At 72.4% G+C, this 16,173-nt stretch carries 19 protein-coding genes; 5 read left to right on the top strand and 14 right to left on the bottom strand.

The window, feature by feature from the left end; all coding sequences use genetic code 11:
- Both I4I78_RS18335 and I4I78_RS18330 read right to left on the bottom strand, forming a co-directional pair.
- Nucleotides 1-696, bottom strand: a 696-nt coding sequence (locus tag I4I78_RS18335; protein WP_218612572.1) for a decaprenylphospho-beta-D-erythro-pentofuranosid-2-ulose 2-reductase, incomplete at its 3' end; no start/stop codon positions are given.
- Nucleotides 697-709: 13 nt separating this feature from the next.
- Complete coding sequence (locus I4I78_RS18330) at nucleotides 710-2,071, bottom strand: FAD-binding oxidoreductase (RefSeq protein WP_218612571.1); 1,362 nt, start codon at nucleotides 2,069-2,071, stop codon at nucleotides 710-712.
- 119 nt (nucleotides 2,072-2,190) lie between these two features.
- Between I4I78_RS18330 and I4I78_RS18325 the strand changes: the two genes are divergently transcribed.
- On the top strand, nucleotides 2,191-4,029 hold the full coding sequence (locus I4I78_RS18325) for a hypothetical protein (protein WP_218612570.1): 1,839 nt from the start codon (nucleotides 2,191-2,193) through the stop codon (nucleotides 4,027-4,029).
- 53 nt (nucleotides 4,030-4,082) lie between these two features.
- Nucleotides 4,083-4,685, top strand: coding sequence for a DUF1707 domain-containing protein (locus I4I78_RS18320; RefSeq protein WP_218612569.1), 603 nt, complete (start codon nucleotides 4,083-4,085; stop codon nucleotides 4,683-4,685).
- Nucleotides 4,686-4,831: 146 nt separating this feature from the next.
- Here I4I78_RS18320 and I4I78_RS18315 read toward each other — a convergent pair whose 3' ends face one another.
- From I4I78_RS18315 to I4I78_RS18300, 4 genes are read right to left on the bottom strand one after another with little or no spacing between them, the layout of a single operon-like run.
- Nucleotides 4,832-5,572 (bottom strand): ABC transporter permease, encoded by a 741-nt coding sequence (locus I4I78_RS18315; RefSeq protein ID WP_218612568.1) that lies wholly within the window; start codon nucleotides 5,570-5,572, stop codon nucleotides 4,832-4,834.
- Entirely contained in the window at nucleotides 5,569-6,456 is an 888-nt protein-coding gene (locus I4I78_RS18310) for an ABC transporter ATP-binding protein (protein ID WP_218612567.1), read from the bottom strand. The genes I4I78_RS18315 and I4I78_RS18310 overlap by 4 nt, the downstream gene beginning before the upstream one ends.
- The gene (locus I4I78_RS18305) at nucleotides 6,453-6,767 is read right to left on the bottom strand and encodes a transcriptional regulator (RefSeq protein WP_218612566.1); all 315 of its coding nucleotides are present in this window, start codon (nucleotides 6,765-6,767) and stop codon (nucleotides 6,453-6,455) included. The genes I4I78_RS18310 and I4I78_RS18305 overlap by 4 nt, the downstream gene beginning before the upstream one ends.
- Entirely contained in the window at nucleotides 6,764-7,408 is a 645-nt protein-coding gene (locus tag I4I78_RS18300; protein ID WP_218612565.1) for a hypothetical protein, read from the bottom strand. Before I4I78_RS18300 ends, I4I78_RS18305 begins: the two co-directional genes overlap by 4 nt.
- 113 nt (nucleotides 7,409-7,521) lie before the next feature.
- Here I4I78_RS18300 and I4I78_RS18295 point away from each other — a divergent pair, with 113 nt between their 5' ends.
- The gene (locus I4I78_RS18295) at nucleotides 7,522-7,938 is read left to right on the top strand and encodes a GtrA family protein (protein WP_308252205.1); all 417 of its coding nucleotides are present in this window, start codon (nucleotides 7,522-7,524) and stop codon (nucleotides 7,936-7,938) included.
- 9 nt (nucleotides 7,939-7,947) lie between these two features.
- Here the strand turns inward: I4I78_RS18295 and I4I78_RS18290 are convergent, their stop codons facing one another.
- From I4I78_RS18290 to I4I78_RS18270, 5 genes are all read right to left on the bottom strand, one after another.
- On the bottom strand, nucleotides 7,948-8,877 hold the full coding sequence (locus tag I4I78_RS18290) for a glycosyltransferase family 2 protein (RefSeq protein ID WP_308252204.1): 930 nt from the start codon (nucleotides 8,875-8,877) through the stop codon (nucleotides 7,948-7,950).
- Nucleotides 8,874-9,638: an ABC transporter ATP-binding protein gene (locus I4I78_RS18285; protein ID WP_218612564.1), complete on the bottom strand. Its 765-nt coding sequence runs from the start codon at nucleotides 9,636-9,638 to the stop codon at nucleotides 8,874-8,876. Before I4I78_RS18285 ends, I4I78_RS18290 begins: the two co-directional genes overlap by 4 nt.
- A gap of 7 nt (nucleotides 9,639-9,645) precedes the next feature.
- Nucleotides 9,646-10,461 carry an ABC transporter permease gene (locus I4I78_RS18280; protein WP_218612573.1) on the bottom strand — a complete coding sequence of 272 codons (816 nt, stop codon included), beginning with the start codon at nucleotides 10,459-10,461 and terminating at the stop codon, nucleotides 9,646-9,648.
- 173 nt (nucleotides 10,462-10,634) lie between these two features.
- A complete protein-coding gene (locus I4I78_RS18275; RefSeq protein ID WP_218612563.1) occupies nucleotides 10,635-11,189 on the bottom strand; it encodes a bacterial proteasome activator family protein in 555 nt (184 codons plus the stop codon).
- Nucleotides 11,190-11,308: 119 nt separating this feature from the next.
- Nucleotides 11,309-12,301 carry an NAD(P)H-quinone oxidoreductase gene (locus I4I78_RS18270; RefSeq protein WP_218612562.1) on the bottom strand — a complete coding sequence of 331 codons (993 nt, stop codon included), beginning with the start codon at nucleotides 12,299-12,301 and terminating at the stop codon, nucleotides 11,309-11,311.
- A gap of 53 nt (nucleotides 12,302-12,354) precedes the next feature.
- Between I4I78_RS18270 and I4I78_RS18265 the strand changes: the two genes are divergently transcribed.
- Entirely contained in the window at nucleotides 12,355-13,053 is a 699-nt protein-coding gene (locus tag I4I78_RS18265) for a GNAT family N-acetyltransferase (protein WP_218612561.1), read from the top strand.
- Nucleotides 13,054-13,129: 76 nt separating this feature from the next.
- Here I4I78_RS18265 and I4I78_RS18260 read toward each other — a convergent pair whose 3' ends face one another.
- Both I4I78_RS18260 and I4I78_RS18255 read right to left on the bottom strand, forming a co-directional pair.
- A complete protein-coding gene (locus I4I78_RS18260) occupies nucleotides 13,130-13,777 on the bottom strand; it encodes a VC0807 family protein (RefSeq protein WP_218612560.1) in 648 nt (215 codons plus the stop codon).
- Nucleotides 13,774-14,661, bottom strand: a complete 888-nt coding sequence (locus I4I78_RS18255; RefSeq protein WP_218612559.1) for an alpha/beta fold hydrolase — start codon at nucleotides 14,659-14,661, stop codon at nucleotides 13,774-13,776. The genes I4I78_RS18260 and I4I78_RS18255 overlap by 4 nt, the downstream gene beginning before the upstream one ends.
- Before the next feature lie 84 nt (nucleotides 14,662-14,745).
- Between I4I78_RS18255 and I4I78_RS18250 the strand changes: the two genes are divergently transcribed.
- Nucleotides 14,746-15,339, top strand: a complete 594-nt coding sequence (locus I4I78_RS18250; RefSeq protein ID WP_218612558.1) for a TetR/AcrR family transcriptional regulator — start codon at nucleotides 14,746-14,748, stop codon at nucleotides 15,337-15,339.
- Nucleotides 15,340-15,430: 91 nt separating this feature from the next.
- On the opposite strand, the gene I4I78_RS18245 is transcribed toward I4I78_RS18250, so the two are convergent.
- A partial coding sequence (locus I4I78_RS18245; RefSeq protein ID WP_218612557.1) for a neutral zinc metallopeptidase occupies nucleotides 15,431-16,173 on the bottom strand: 743 nt, incomplete at its 5' end.

The raw sequence follows: 16,173 nt of genomic DNA, 5'->3' as shown, positions 1-16,173 counted from the left end.
CCGGTACGGGGCCGGCGCCCAGACGAGCTCCTTCTGCTTGCGCACCGCGTCGACGATCACCTCGGCGACCGCATCGGGGGTGGTGGACAGCGGCGCCGGCTTGAGGCCCGCGGTCATCTTCGTGTGCACGAACCCGGGCCGGACGATCGACACCGTGACCCCGGACGGGCGCAGGGCCTCGGTCAGCCCGGTGTAGAACGCGTCCATCCCGGCCTTGGTGGAGCCGTAGACGAAGTTCGAGCGGCGCGCCCGCTCCCCGGCCACCGACGAGATCGCGACCAGTGCACCGTGGCCCTGGGCGGTGAAGCGCTCGGCCAGCGCCACCCCGGTGGACACCGTGGCGGTGTAGTTGACCTGCGCCAGCTCGACGGCGGTGTCGACGTCCGTCCAGGCCTTCTCGTTGTCCCCGAGCAGGCCGAACGCGACGATCGCGACGTCGATGTCCCCTCCGGCGAACGCCTTGCGGACGACCTCGGAGTGCGTCTCGACCGCGCGCGCGTCGAACTCGATCGTCTCCACCCCGCAGCCGAGGGCCTCCAGCTCGGTGCGCGCGGCGTCCAGGCGCGGGCCCGGGCGGGCGGCGAGCACCACCCGCATCGGGCGGTCCGCGGCGAACGCGCGCACCGAGGCCAGGCCGATCTCGGAGGTCCCGCCCAGGAGAAGGATGCTCTGCGGGTTGCCGACGGCGTCGATCATGTGGGAGAAGCTCCTAGGTGAGTGCGAGGCGGCGGGACATGTCGGAGGCGAAACGGCCGTCCGGGTCCACCGACGAGCGGACCTTGCGCCACTCGTCGATCCGCGGGTACCCGGCGGCGAACGCGGCCGGGCTGGTGCGGGACTCCTTGGCCAGGTACAGGCGCCCGCCCGCGGTCAGCACCATCTCGTCGAGCTCGGTGCAGAACCGGGAGAGCCCCGGCGCGATCGGGAAGTCCACGGTGATCGTCCAGCCCTTGATCGGGAAGGACAGCGGGGCGGCGTTGCCCTCGCCGAAGCGCTTGAACACGTTGAGCCCGGACTTGTGCGGGGAGTGCGCGATCTTCTCGACGATCCGGCGCAGCGCCGCTTCCTCGCCCATCGGGACGGCGAACTGGTACTGCAGGAATCCCTTGGACCCGAAGATCCGGTTCCAGTTCCCGAACAGGTCGAGCACCTGGTAGAAGGCCGTGATGTTCTGCACCGAGCCGCGCTGGCGCCGCGGGGCCTTGCGGAACCACAGCTCGCTGAACGCGGTCAGCGACGCCTTGTTGGCCAGCCCGTTCGGGAACACGTCCGGGAAGCTGAGCAGCTGCGGCGCGTCGAACTTCAGCGGGTCCGCGCGGAGCTTGTCCGGCAGCTGGTCGACGGTCGCGAGCGAACCCCGGGTGAGGACCGAGCGGCCCAACTTCGCGCCGGTCGCGGTGGTGTCGAACCAGGCCGCGGAGTAGCCGTAGCGGTCGTCGGAGCCGTCGGTGAGCAGCTCCAGCAGGCCGTCCAGGTCGTCGGTGCGGTCCGTGTCGACGACGAAGTACGCCGACTCGGTGCGGTGCAGCCGCACCCGGGCCCGGGTGATCACACCGGTCAGCCCCATCCCGCCGACGGTGGCCCAGAACAGCTCCTGCCCCGGGCCGTCCGGGGTCAGTGCGTGCACCGTGCCGTCCGCGGTGACCAGGTCCATCGACAGCACGTGGTTGCCGAAGCTGCCCTTGGTGTGGTGGTTCTTGCCGTGCACGTCGGCGCCGATCGCGCCGCCGATCGTCACCTGGCGGGTGCCGGGCAGCACCGGGACCCACAGCCCGTGCGGCAGCGCGGCCCGCATCAGAGTGTCCAGGCTGACCCCGGCGTCGAGGTCGACAACGCCCGAGTCCGGGTCGATTGAGTGGATCCGGCCGAGCCCGGTCATGTCCAGTACGAGCCCGCCCGCGTTCTGCGCGGGGTCGCCGTAGGACCGGCCGAGCCCGCGGGCGATGATCCCGCGCTCACCGGCGCGGGTGACCGCGTCCGCCACCTCCTGCCCGTCCCGGGGGGTGACGACCTCGGCGATCGTGGGCGCGGTGCGTCCCCATCCGTGCAGGGACCGGGCGTGGCTCGACATCGGCGCAAGGCTACCGAGACGGCCGGGCGCGGATCCCGCAGCCCTGGCCGCCGCCGACGACGATGCGGTGGCCGGATCGGTGGGCGGGCGGGCGGACGCCCCTGTGGGACGCTGGTCCGGTGCTGGGCGTGACGGGGTCGGGCGAGGTGCGCACGCCCCGGCACGCACGGCCCGAGCAGGCCGTCGGCTCCGCGCCGACCCGCCGCCGTCGCGCGTGGTGGCCGTACCTGCTCCTCGCCGCGCTCTACCTGCTCGCCTCGGCGGGCCTGCAGCACCGCGCGCTCGGCTCGTTCTCCACGGTGCTGATCGGGCGGGTCACCGCGGACGCCGACATGTTCGCGTGGTGGCTCAACTGGCTGCCGTGGGCGGTCGGGCACGGGCAGAACCCGCTGCTCAGCGACTACATGCACTACCCGCTCGGGGTCAACGCGCTGTGGAACACCAGCGTCCCGCTGCTGGCGGCGCTGCTCTCCCCGGTGACGCTGGCCGCCGGTGCGACCGCCGCGTTCAACACCGGCGTCGTGCTCGGCCCGGTCGTGTCCGGGCTGGCGCTGGTGTGGGCGCTGCGTCCCTACGTCCGCTCCGACGGGCTGCGCGGCTGGACGGCCCGCGGCCTCGCCGGGGCGCTCTACGCGTTCAGCCCGTTCCACCTCGCGCACGCCGTGGCCGGGCACCTGAACCTGGTCTGGTCGGTGTTGCCGCCGGTCCTGCTGCTGCTCGCCCACCACCTGTTCGCCCGGCCCGTCACGCATCCCTGGCGGCTCGGCGCGGTCACCGGTCTGGTGCTTGTCGCGCAGCTGGTCCTCTACACCCAGGCGCTGGCCATCGGCGTGATCTTCCTGGTCGTCGCCGCGGTGGTGCTGGCGGTGCGGTGGCCGCGGCGGGTGCGTCCCGCGCTGCCCGGTCTGGCCCGGGCCGCGGTGGCCTGCGTCGGCGCGTTCGCGGTGCTCGGGGCCTACCCGCTGTGGTTGATCCTGGCCGGACCGGTGCGCCCCCGCTCGGCCATCCGCAACGTCGACGCGACCGGTGCCGACCTGGCCAACATCGTGCTCCCGACCCGGATGACGGCGATCGGCCCCGCCCCCGACGGCCTCGCCGACGAGCTGGCCGGGCACATCGGCGAGCAGGGCGGCTACGTCGGGATCGCGATGCTGGCGCTGATCCTGGTCGCCGTGCTCGTCGTGCGGTCGTCGACGCTGCGGGTCACCGCCGCGGTCGGGGCGATCGCGTGGCTCTGCTCGCTCGGCACCGGCGTCGTCGTGCTCGGCGAGCACCTGGACGTCGCGCTGCCGTGGAAGGCCGTCACGGTCGTGCCGCTGCTCTCGGAGATCGAGCCGGTGCGGATCCAGGTGGTCGTGGCGCTGTGCGTCGCCGTCGTCGTCGCGCTGTGGGTCGACCGGCTCCCGGACGTCGCGCCGCGCGGCGCGGTCCGGACGGGCGCGCTCGTGCTCTCCGGGTTCGCGCTGGTGTCGTGGCTGCCCGGCGACACCCAGGAGGTGCAGCCGGCCACCGTCCCGGCGCTGTTCGCCGACCCGGGCGGGGCGTTCCGGCCCGGCGACGTCGCCGAGATCTACCCACGCCTGAGCGCGGCCTGGGACGACGGCGCGCAGGGCCTGCGCTGGCAGGTGGCCTCGGACATGGCGTTCCGCACGCCCGGCGGGTACTTCATCGCCTCGAACGACGAGGACCCGCTCGTCATCGAGTCGCCGTGGAACCGCTACCAGATCGGCGCGCAGTGGGTCGCCGACGGCAAGAACCTCCCGAGCGCGGCCTACACCGCCCGCGCGGCCGGTGACCTGCAGGAGCTGGGCGTCACGGTCGTCGCGGTCGCGCCGGGGGAGGACCCCGCCGCCGACGGGCGGGTGCTGGACTGGTCGCGGCGGGTCACCGGCGACCCCGGACGCCTCGCCGGGGACGTGTGGCTGTTCCGCCCCGCCGTCGCGGGCCCGGTCGGCTGACGACGGGGTGGGACGGGTGAACGCGTCGGGGACCGGCGATTACGCTGCTCAGGATGGACGCCCAGCCCCCACCCGACGAGCGGCGGGAGATCAGGATCTCGCACGCCGACCGGGAGCGTGCGGCCGAACGGCTGCAACGGGCGCTGTCCGAGGGCCGGATCTCGGTGGGCGAGCTGGAGGAGCGTCTCTCGATCGTCTACGCGGCCCGGTTCGGCGCGGACCTGGTGCCGCCGCTGGCCGACCTGCCCGGTGACCCGCTGGACCTGCGCACCGAGCAGCTCTCCACCCCGGTCGGCCCGCCGACCGTGCTGCGCGGCGGGATGGGCTCGCTGCGCCGCGTCGGGAACTGGCAGGTGCCGGCGCGGCTGCGGGTGCAGAGCTCGATGGGCTCGGTGCTGCTCGACTTCTGCGACGCGACGTTCGCCCATCCGGTCGTCGAGGTGGAGCTGCAGCTCGGCGCCGGCTCGGCGCGGCTGCTCGTCCCGGACGACGCCACCGCCGACGTCAACGGCATGGAGACGTCGATGGGCTCGGTCCGCAGCAAGGTCTCCGGCCGCGCCGCCCACGGCCACCCGCACTTCCGCGTCTACGGCCGCGCCGGCATGGGCTCGGTGACGGTCCGCCGCCGCTTCCACTTCGCCGGCCGCCACTTCTGACCCACCCGTTCCCACGGCCGTTGTGGAGCCCTGACGCGAAATGACCCGTCCCCCGCGGCCGTTGTGGAGCCATGACGCGGTGTGGCGGCGTGCCAGGAGACGTCAGGGCTCCACAACGCTCGGGTGGCGGGGTGTGGGACGGCGGGTCAGCGGAAGCGGCGGCCCTCGTCGCGCCGGTAGGCCCACACCGTGAGGGCTCCGGTGACCGCGATCCACCCCGCGAGGACCACGATCGCGACGACGTCCGGCGGGGTCCCGACCACGGCCAGCACCACCAGGTCGCGGGCGCCGCGCGAGGGCAGCAGCGCCGAGAACGTCTGCAACCAGGACGGGAACAGCGTCGGCGGGATCAGCAGGCCGCCGGCGAACGAGATCGGGAAGAAGATCAGGTTCGTGACCGGCAACGCGACCTTGACCGGCAGCGAGTACCCGATCGCCAGCCCGCCGAACAGGAACGGGAGCCCGGCGACGACCAGCGCGAGCATCCCGAGCAGCAGCTGCACCGGCGACGCGGTGGCCTCGGTGAACAGCGCCCCGACGATGACCACCGGGATGATCGAGAGCAACGCGAAGGTCGCCCCGGTCAGCACCCGGCCGGCGATCCGCGGCCAGGCCGGCGCGGGCAGCGTGCGCAGGTAGGGGTCCCAGGACTTCTCCCGGTCGTCGGCGACCCCGACGCCGAACGTGAACAGGAAACTGATCATCACCGCGAACACGATGAGCTGCACGACGGCGGTCGTCGCCGCATCCGGGCTGGACGCGAAGTCGAACGGCACCACGAAGAACAGCAGCGACAGCGCCGGGAACGCCGCGGAGGAGACCAGCGCGATCGGGATCCGGGCCTGTTCGAGCACCTGGAAGCGGTAGTGGGCGGCGAGCAGCGTCATCGCGCGGACTCCTCGGTCTCGTCGGTCAGCGACAGGAACGCCTCCTCGAGCGAGGCCGTCCGCACCTGCAGGTCGTGGAACGGGACGCCGTCGTGCACCAGCCGGCGGACCAGGGCGTCGGCGTCGGTGGTCCACAGGTCCCAGCGGTCGCCGGCGCGCTCGCTGCGGACGGTGCCCTCCATCGGCGGCGCGACGTCCGAGCGCAGGCTCACGGTGCTCACCGAGACGAGCCCGCGGACCTGGTCGACGTCGCCGTCGGCGACCACCCGGCCCTTCGCCACGACCACCACCCGCTCGGCGAGGCTCTCGATCTCGTCCAGGTAGTGGCTGGTCAGCAGCACCGTTCCGCCGTCGGCGTGGAACGCGCGGACCCCGTCCCAGAGCGCGCGGCGCCCCTCCACGTCGAGACCGGTGGTGGGCTCGTCGAGCACCACTAGCCGCGGCCGGCCGGCGAACGCCAGCGCGACGGCCAGGCGCCGCTTCTGTCCTCCGGACAGCCCGCCGGTCTGCCGCCTCTCCAGGCCGGTGAGGCCGAAACGCTCCAGCAGCTCGCCGGGGGGCAGCGGGTCCGGGAAGTGCCGGGACACGAAGTCGAGGACCTCGCCGATGCGCAGCGTGTCCGGCAGTCCGGTCTCCTGCGGGGTCATGCCGAGACGCAGCCGGTTCGCCGCGTCGCGCGGGGATCCGCCGAACAGCTCGACGGTGCCCGCGTCCGGCTTGCGGAGCCCGACCAGCAGGCTGATCAGCGTGGACTTCCCGGCCCCGTTCGGGCCGAGCAGGCCGACCAGCGAACCGGCCTCGACGTCCAGGTCGAGCCGATCGAGAGCGACCGTGGGGCCGAACCGCCGGGTGACGCCCACGGCCCGCGCCACCGGGGCGCTCACGACCCGTCCCCGTTCGGTGCGAGCAGGGACTGCAGCGCCCTGGTGTAGTCCTCGAACGCGCGCCGCCCGTCCCGGGTGAGCTCGGCGTAGGTGACCGGGGTCCGCCGCTCATGTGCCTTGGTGATCACGACGTACTGCGCTTCCTCGAGCTTGCGCAGGTGGGTCGAGAGGTTGCCCGCGGTCATGTCGAGCAGCTCCTGCAGCCGCGGGAACGTGATCCGGTCGCCCTCGCAGAGCGTCGCGAGCGTCGCGGTCACCCGGAGTCGGGCCTGCGCGTGGATGACGGGGTCGAGCTGCGGGACGCCGGTCACGACCGCGGCCTCCGCACGATCTCCATGACGCCGACGACGAGCATCCCGCCTCCGGCGCCGATGCCGAAGACCAGCGTGTTCGCCGGCGAGCCCGCGAACACCGAGATCACCCCGACCGCGACGATCCACAGGCCCAGGACGTAGTTCGGGACGTGCCCCCAGATCGCCCCGGCCGCGGAGTACAGCGCGCCGACGACCAGCGCGAAGATCGCCGGCGTGAGCACCGACATCTGCACCCCGGTCAGCCCGAGGGTCGAGGCCGAGGCTCCGACGAAGACGCCGACCAGCGTCATGATGATCGGCCAGCTCAGGCCGTAGAGCATGCCCTGACGGGCCGAGTTCCCCGCGACCCCGCGTCCGGACCGGATGCCGACCCAGGCCGACGCGCCGCCGGCCACCAGCACCACCCCGGCGCCGACGAAACCGGCCGTCGTGCCGCTGATCGCGTCGGTCGCGGCGAGGTAGGCGAGGACGCCGATCAGGATCCAGGCGACCCCCCAGAACAGGAAGAACAGCGCGGTCGCCGGTTCGAGCTGGGCGTTCACCCTCGCCTGCTGGCTGCGGATCGTGGCCAGCGCGTCGGCCGGGCTGTACGGCCGGTCCTCGTCGAGTGCGGCCGGGTCGGCTGGCCTGTCGTCCATCGGTTCCCCCCAAAGAAGTCTGCTGTGACAGCTACTTTGTAGCGCAAAGTGCTTGGCGAGTCCAGAGGGCGGGTCGTCCGGGCCGCTCGAGCGCCCGGCGCTACCCTCGACCGGTGACCGCCACCGAGGCAGCACCCGAGAAGTCCGGCCTGCTCCAGCAGATCGTCCGGTTCGTCGCCGTCGGCGTCGTGGCCGCGCTGGTCGACTTCGGGATCTACCACCTGCTGCTGCACCTGGGCCTCGTCGTCCCGGTCTCCAAGGGGATCAGCTTCATCCTCGGCACCACGACGGCGTACCTGCTCAACCGCCGCTTCACGTTCACCGACGCGGGCACCGGCGGTCGTGGCCGCTTCGCCGGTTTCGTGGCGCTCTACGCCGTCACGTTCGCGGTGAACATCGGGGTGAACTCGGCGGCGCTGGCGCTGCTGCCGACGATCGCGTTCCAGACCACGATCGCCTGGGTGATCGCGCAGGGCACCGCGACCGTGATCAACTTCGTGATGCTGCGGACGGTCGTCTTCCGCTCCTGAGGATGTAGATCAGGGTGCGCGCTGGAAGTGCTCGTCGCGCCCCTGCTTGAGCAGGCGCAGCCACGTCCGGAACGCGGCCGGGTCCTTGCGGGTGACGAGGAAGTACCAGGCGAAGCGCGGGATCTCCAGCAGCCCGATCCGGCGCATCCCCGGCTGGCTCATCAGGTATCCGCGGTTGCGGTAGGTGTAGTAGCGCTTGACCGGGTCCTCCGGGTCCTGCGCGTGCAGCCGCCCGCCGAGCATCGGCTTGAACTCCCCGGACCCGTACGGGTGCAGGTAGGTCGCGCGCAGCGCGGTGCCGAACGCGAGCCCGGAGCGGAGCATCCGGCGGTGCATCTCGACCTCGTCGCCGCGGACGAACAGCCGCAGGTCCGGCACGCCGATGACCTCGAGCGTCGAGGCGCGGAACAGCGCGCCGTTGAAGAAGCTCGCGATGCCCGGGAGCAGTTCGTCATCACCGGCGCCGTCGGCGGCCAGTAGCGCGGTGCGGGTGCGGTGCCAGGTCAGGCCGCGCCGCAACGGGAACGCCAGGCGGTCCGGCTCGTCCTTGTCCGCGACCACCGGGGACACCGCGGCCAGGTCGCGGCGCTGCGCGAGGTCGAGCAGCGTGGCCAGCGCGGTCTCGTCGCCGGCGTGCCCGTCGTCGTCGCCGAGGAACACCCAGTCCGCGCCCAGGGCCAGAGCGTGCAGCATCCCGAGCGCGAACCCGCCGGCACCGCCGAGGTTGCGCCAGGACGGCAGCCAGGTCGTCGGCAGGTCGCAGGCCTCGACCGCGTCGCGGGCCGGCTGGTCGGGCCCGTTGTCGACGACGATCAGGTGCGCGATCGGGTGCGTCTGCTTGGCCATCGCGGTGAGCGAGTCGACCAGCATGTCCGACCGGTGCCGGGTGACGATGACGCCGACGACCGATCCGGCCGGCAGTGGCGCGCTCGAGCTCACGCGGGGTCCTCCAGCGGGCGGCGGCCCTTGTAGTGGTCCAGGACGTCCTGCAGCGGCCCGAACTCCTTGATCTGCCCGTGCTCCATCCACAGCGCGGTGTCGCACAGGTCGGCCAGGAACTCGTCGGAGTGCGAGGCGAAGACCAGGATCCCGGACCGCGCCACCAGCTCGTTGAGGCGGCCGCGGGCCTTGGCCAGGAACTCCGCGTCGACGGCGCCGATGCCCTCGTCGAGCAGCAGGATCTCGGGGTCGATGCTGGTCACGACGCCGAGCGCGAGCCGGACCCGCATGCCGGTGGAGTAGGCGCGCAGCGGCATCGACAGGTAGTCGCCGAGCTCGGTGAACTCCGCGATGTCCTCGAGCCGGGCCTCCATCTGCTTGCGGGTCATGCCCAGGAACAGCCCGCGGATGATGATGTTCTCCCGGCCGGAGATCTCCGGGTCCATCCCGACGGCCAGGTCGAAGATCGGCGCGACCTTGCCGCGGACGACGGCGTTGCCGCGGGTCGGCTCGTAGATGCCGGCCATCAGGCGCAGCAGGGTGGACTTGCCGGCGCCGTTGTGCCCGACGAGCGCGACCCGGTCGCCCTTGCCCAGGGACAGGGTGATGTCGCGCAGCGCCTCGATGATCGGCACCTTGGACTCGGTGCCGATCCGGCCGCCGGCGCGTCCGAGCACGGACTTCTTCAGCGACCGCGTCTTGGCGTCGAAGATCGGGAAGTCGACGGCGGCGTTGTCCAGCGTGATGCGGGGTTCGTTCATGGTCGTCTCACACCCAGTAGGCGACGCGGGAGCGGTAGTTGCGCAGGCAGATCAGCGCTGCGGCCCAGCCGACGACGGTGATCGCGCCGACCACCAGCCAGTACCGGGGCACGATCGGGTCGCCGATCAGCGGCTGCCGCAGGATCTCCACGAAGTGGAAGATCGGGTTCAGCTCGACCAGGCTCGCCCGCTCGCGGGCCGCCTCGTTGCGTGAGAGCAGGTCCACCGACCAGACGATCGGGGTCAGGTAGAACAGCAGCTGGGTCATGCTGGCGATGATCGGCGGGATGTCCCGGAACCGGGTGGCCAGGATGCCGGCCAGGATCGCGATCCAGGCGCCGTTGATCATCAGCAGCGCGAAGGCGGGCAGCGACAGCAGGATCTCCCAGCCCAGCGGGCGCGGGTAGATCACCATCAGCACGGCCCAGACCACCAGGTTGTGCGCGAAGAACAGCGTCTGCCGCCACACCAGCCGGTAGATGTGCAGGGTCAGCGGCGCCGGCAGGAACTTGATCAGCCCCTCGTTGGCGATGAAGACCTCGCTGCCCTCGAGGATGCAGCCGCTGACGAAGTTCCAGATCAGCAGCCCGACCGCGACGTGCGGCAGGAACTCGGCGAGCGGGATGTCGAGCAGTGCCGAGTAGAGGATGCCCAGCCCGAGCGCGATGACGCCCATGCTGATGCTGATCCAGAGCGGGCCGAGCACCGAGCGCCGGTAGCGCTGCTTGATGTCCTGCCAGCCCAGATATCCCCAGAGCGGGCGCTGCTGCCAGCCCTGCGCGATGTCCGCGAACGCCCGCGTCCAGCTGCGGGGACCGGACATCTCGATCGCGGAGGCGCCGTCTCGCGCCTCGCTGTCGCTCACGGTCACGGCCACCCGTCGAGGGTACTCATCGCCCTCGCGCGGACGACGCGGGCGTGCGCGGCGCGCCGCCCGGCGCAGAGCTTCGTTCCGCAAGCTCCCCTCAGCGCTGGTGATCGTTCCGCAAGCTCCTCTCAGAGGTACTGCCCGGTTCCCCGCCCCAGACCCTCCGGCACGCCCTGCTCCGGCGCACCGCCACCGGCGCCGGGCGGGAGGCCCCGTCGCATCTGCTCCAGCTGCGCGCGGGCGGCCATCTGCTGGGCGAACAGCGCCGTCTGGATCCCGTGGAACAGGCCCTCCAGCCAGCCGACGAGCTGGGCCTGCGCGATCCGCAGCTCCCCCTCGGACGGGACGCTGTCGGCGGTGAACGGCAGGCTCAGCCGCTGCAGCTCCTCGCGCAGCTCCGGGGCCAGGCCCTCCTCGAGCTCCTTGACCGAGTTCTCGTGGATCTCGCGCAGCCGCTCCCGGGAGGCCTCGTCCAGCGGTGCCGCCCGGACCTCCTCCAGCAGCTGCTTGATCATGGTGCCGATTCGCATGACCTTGGCGGGCTGCTCGACCATGGTGGCCAGGCCCTGGTCGTCGGACTGCTCGGCGTCCCCGGACGGCACGCGGGCCATCCCGACCGGACGTCCGTCCGCACCGACCACCACGACCTGCTCGCCCGATCCCTGTCCCGTCGGCTCACTCATGCACCCATTCTGGACCGGTCGCGCCCGCCCCGCCGACAGCCCCCGCCGACCGGTGCACTCGTGAACCACGACGAGCGCGCCACGCACGTCCTGACTCATGAGTGCACCGTCTCGCGGCGTCAGGCGTCCGGGTTGACCAGCAGGAGCTTGCCGACGACGCCGCCCTCGTCGAGTCGGCGGTGGGCGTCGGCGGCGTCGGCCAGCGAGAACCGCTCGTGGGTGATCGGGCGTACCCGGCCGTCGGCGATCATCGGCCACACGTTGTCCCGGACCTCGGCGACGACCCGGGCCTTCGAGTTCGGTCCCTCGGCCGGACGTCCGCGCAGGCCCATCGCGGTCACGCTCGTCCGCTTTCCCAGCAGCTTGCCGAGGTTGATCTCGGCCTTCACCCCGCCCTGCATGCCGATGATCAGCAGCCGGCCGTCGAACGCGAGCGCGGTCAGGTTGTTGTCCAGCCCCTTGGCGCCCATGTTGTCCAGGATGACGTCCGCGCCGTGGCCGTCGGTGGCCTTCCTGAGCTCCTCGGCGATGTCGTCGTGGTAGTCGATCGCGATGTCGGCGCCCAGGTCACGGCAGGTCTGCAGCCGGTCGGCGTGCCCGGCGGTGGCGGCGACGCGGGCACCGATCGCCTTCGCGACCTGGATCGCGTGCGTGCCGATGCCGCTGCTGCCGCCCTGGACCAGGAACGTCTCGCCGGCGCTCAGGTGCCCGGCCATCACGATGTTCGACCAGACCGTGCACGCGACCTCCGGCAGTCCGCCGGCCACCGCGAGGTCCACCCCGGCCGGGATCGGCAGCACCTGCACCGACGGCACCGCGACCTTCTGCGCGTACCCGCCGCCGGCCAGCAACGCGCACACCTCGTCGCCGACCTTCCAGGTGGTCACGCCCTCGCCGAGCGCGCTGATCCGGCCCGCGCACTCGAGCCCGAGGATGTCCGAGGCACCCGGCGGGACCGGGTAGTTGCCCTCGCGCTGGAGCAGGTCGGCCCGGTTCACCGCGGAGGCGACGACGTCGATGACGACCTCGCCCGGCTTCGGCTGCGGGTCGTCGACCTCCGACCAGCTCATGTTCTCCGGGCCGCCGTACTCCGCCATCGTGATCGCGTACATGGACGTGACGGTATTGCGTCGACCGTGCGGTCGCGATCCGGCACAGTGCCGCCATGACGACGGATCCGGACCGGTGGCGACCGCGCCCGGCCGGATCACCGCCTCCGGAGCCGTGGCCGCAGCGGCACCTGGTGCTGCGCACCCCGCGCCTGGAGCTGCGACCGGACGACGACGCGTCGCTGCTCGAGCTCGTCGCGCTCGCCCACGACGGCATCCACCCGGCCGCGTCGATGCCGTTCCAGCAGGCGTGGACCGACGCCGATCCCGCGTACCTGGGTCGCGGGATGCTGCAGTACTTCTGGTCCGAGCGGGTCGCGGTCGGACCGGATCGGTGGTCGCTGCACCTCGTGGTCCGCGAGGACGGGCGGGTGGCCGGCATCCAGAGCCTGACGGCGACGCGCTTCGGTGTGCTCGGCGAGGTCGCGACCGGCTCCTACCTGGGACGTCGGTTCCAGGGCCGTGGCCTGGGCACCGAGATGCGCGCCGCCGTCCTCGCCTTCGCGTTCGACCACCTCGGTGCCTCCTCGGCCCGATCCGAGTACCTCGACGGGAGTACTGCGTCCCGGCGGGTCTCGGAGCGGCTCGGCTACCGCGACGACGGCACCGCCCTGATCGCGCCGCGCGGCGAGCCGGTGGTGCAGCAGCGGGTGGTCCTGGACCGGTCCGACTTCACCCGCCCGACCTGGGCCCTCCAGATCGAGGGTTACACCCAAGCCCTGGCCGGCCTCCTGGCCGCCACCCCGCCGGCCTGACCTGACCTCACATACGTTCCGTCCACCTCACATGCCGTAGAAGGTGTGTGAGGAGCACCCAGCCTGTGTGAGGTGCTCAGGCGAAGATCAGCTCCCGGTTGCCGGGGCGGCGCAGGTACAGCTGGCTCAGGATCTGCAGGGCGAGGAGCAGTGGCAGCCACTGCGCCGCGTGCAGCGCCGGCACCAGGTCGATCGGGAGCGTGTAGGCGGACAGCACCCGCAGGACCGCGTCGAGGAGCAGTCCCGCACCCCACAGCACGGTGACCGCACGCCAGATCCGGCGGAACCGTGCCGAGGCGGACCACCGCTCGTCCCAGGTCGCGGCATCGTGCCCACTCCGGGCCATCACCACACGGCCGATGGCGTACATCGCGGGGCGTGCGGACGCCGCCGTCGCCAGCATCACGAGACCGAGTGCAGCGGTGATCGCGCCGTCGCGGGCGAGCAGGAGCCGCTCGCTGCCGGTGACCATCGACGTCGCGACGGTGGCCGCCACCAGCACCAGGACGAGCACCGCGAACCACTCCAGGCGACGGTGCCGCAGCAGCGACCACAACGCCCGCACCGCCGGGACGACCGCACCGGACAGGAGCGCAGGTGTGGGTGCGACGCCGAGGACACGCAGCCCGTAGTAGACGGCGATCGGTGCGACGACGTCGGACAGAACCGTCACGACCAGCTCGCGGCGACCCCCCGTCGCCGCGACCGGGCTCGTGCTGCTCATCGCGTGGCCGGCCGGGCCTCGGCCGCGTCGGCGTGGGCGAGCACGGACTCGACGACGGCATCCGGGAACTCGCCGGTCAGGGCGTGCGAGGCCTGCGGCCAGACCTCGGCCCGGACGTCCGGGATCGAACGCTCCGCCCGCAGGCGGGCGCGGTCGGCGTCCAGGATCGTGCTGCGACCGGCCACCACGACCAGGGTCGGCACCCGCACCCGGCCCAGCTCCGCGTCCGTCGGGTACGTCGGGATCGGCAGCGCGGACGACCAGCCCTGCATCGCGCTGTCGATCATCCGGGCGACCGGGTCGTCCATGTCGACCTCGCCGCCGCCGAGCGAGGCCAGGAAGTGGCGCCGCAGTGGTGCCGGGGCGACCGGGGCGGCGCCGATCGAGCGCCACACCAGCGACAGCGGGATCCGGTCGAGAGTCTGCGCCGGGTCGAACAGCGAGACCGAGGCGAGGCGTTCGTCGTCCCGGACGGCGAGTGCGGTGGCCAGCCACCCGCCCATCGACGTCCCCACCAGGTGCACGTCGCGCAGGTCCAGGGACTCCAGCGCGGCGCCGAGCCAGCGGGCCTGGTCGCCGGTGGTGCGGATCGGCACCCGCTGCATGCTGGCGCCCGGTCCGCCGAGGACGTCGACGATGTAGACGGTCCGGCGCGCCGCCAGTCCGGCGACGTTCGGGGCCCAGACGGCGCCCGGGGCGGCCGAGCCCGGCAGCAGCACCAGCGGCGCTCCTCCCGCGGCGCCGAACCGGTAGGCCCGCACCGTGCCGAACGGCGTGTTCGCGTCGGCCGTGCCGTCCGGCTTCGGCAGCAGCGCCATCGCCGCGGCGTAGTCGCGCTGGAACCGCTCCCGCCCGTCCGTGCTGGTGAAGTGTCCGATCCTCATCGCGCCCCCTCGTTTACGGTACAGTCAGACTGTAAAAGCTTGCGAGGGCTTTTGCAAGCCGATCGGATTGCGAAGGAGGTCCGGGTGCCGAGGATCGTCGACCACGGGCAACGGCGGGGCGAGATCGCCGAGGCGCTCTGGCGGATCGCGGCCCGGGAAGGTCTGGAGACGGTCAGCCTGAACCGGGTGGCCGACGAGGCGGGCGTGTCCAAGGGTCGCGTGCAGCACTACTTCGGCTCCCGCGAGGAGCTGCTGGCCTTCACCGCGACGCTGCTCCAGATCCGGGTCGACGAACGGGTCCAGGCGCAGCTCGCGCGGGTCGCCTCGGACGAGCCCCTGGAGTTCGTGCGGGCGCTCCTGGCCGGGATGCTCCCGCTGGACGACGACAGCCGGGCCGATGCGCTGGTCGGGTCCGCGTTCTTCGTCCGGGCGGTCGCCGACCCGGAGCTGCGCGAGACCTACCGCGGCGGCAACCGGTTGATGCGGGACGCGCTGACCGACAAGCTTCGCCACGCCCGGGACGCGGGGCGGATCTCCGGCGACGTCGACCCGTCGCACGAGTCGACGGTCCTGTTCGCCCTGGCCGGCGGCCTGGGGGAGTCGATCCTGGTCGGCGACCACACTCCGGAGTCGGCACTGGCCGTCGTCGACCGGCAGCTCGCGCGGCTGACCGTGTGATCCGCATTGATGATCGTTTCGCGAGCTCCTCAGCGCTGATGATCGTTCCGCAAGCTCCTCTCAGCGCCGATGATCGTTCCGCGAGCTCCTCTCAGCCCAGGTTGCGGGCGGAGAACGTGTCGCAGCGGGCCGGGTCGCCGCTCCGGATGCCGGTGGTGAACCAGCGCTCACGCTGCGCGGAGCTGCCGTGCGAGAACTGGGACTCGTCGACCTGACCGCCGCCCAGGTTCGTCTGGATGTAGTCGTCGCCGATCTTGCCCGCGGTGTCCAGGGCGGCGTCGACGTCCTCCTGGGTCAGCTCGGTGATCAGCGGGCTGCCGTCGGCGCCCGGCGTGGTGGTGGCATGGTTGGCCCACACCCCGGCGTAGCAGTCGGCCTGCAGTTCGAGGCGCACGGAGCCGGACGTCGGGCCGGTGTCGTTGCCGACGCGGCGGTTCGTCCCGAGGACGTTCTGGATGTGGTGCCCGTACTCGTGGGCGATCACGTAGGCCTGCGCGAACGGCCCGCCCTGGGTGCCGAACCGGGAGGTCAGGTCCTGGAAGAACGACAGGTCGATGTAGATCTCGGAGTCGGCCGGGCAGTAGAACGGCCCGGTGTCCGACGTGGCGCTGCCGCAGCCACTGGTGTCCACGCCGCCGTCGAAGAAGTTCGTCCGCGGTCGCTCGAACGTGGTGCCGGAGCGGGCGAGTGCGTCGGCCCAGTAGCTGTCCAGCGAGTTGAGGACGGCGACGACCTGGCAGTCGGTCGAGTTGTTGGCCGAGGCCCCGGTGCGGCAGCTCTGCTGGAGCTGGCTGCTGTCCGCCGCCTGTCCGGAGGTGACGCCGCTCAGACCGC

This window comes from Pseudonocardia sp. KRD291 (genome assembly GCF_019263595.1).
Lineage (GTDB): Bacteria > Actinomycetota > Actinomycetes > Mycobacteriales > Pseudonocardiaceae > Pseudonocardia.
Note: the sequence above shows the minus strand (reverse complement) of the source record. Positions and strands in the feature narration are given on the sequence as shown.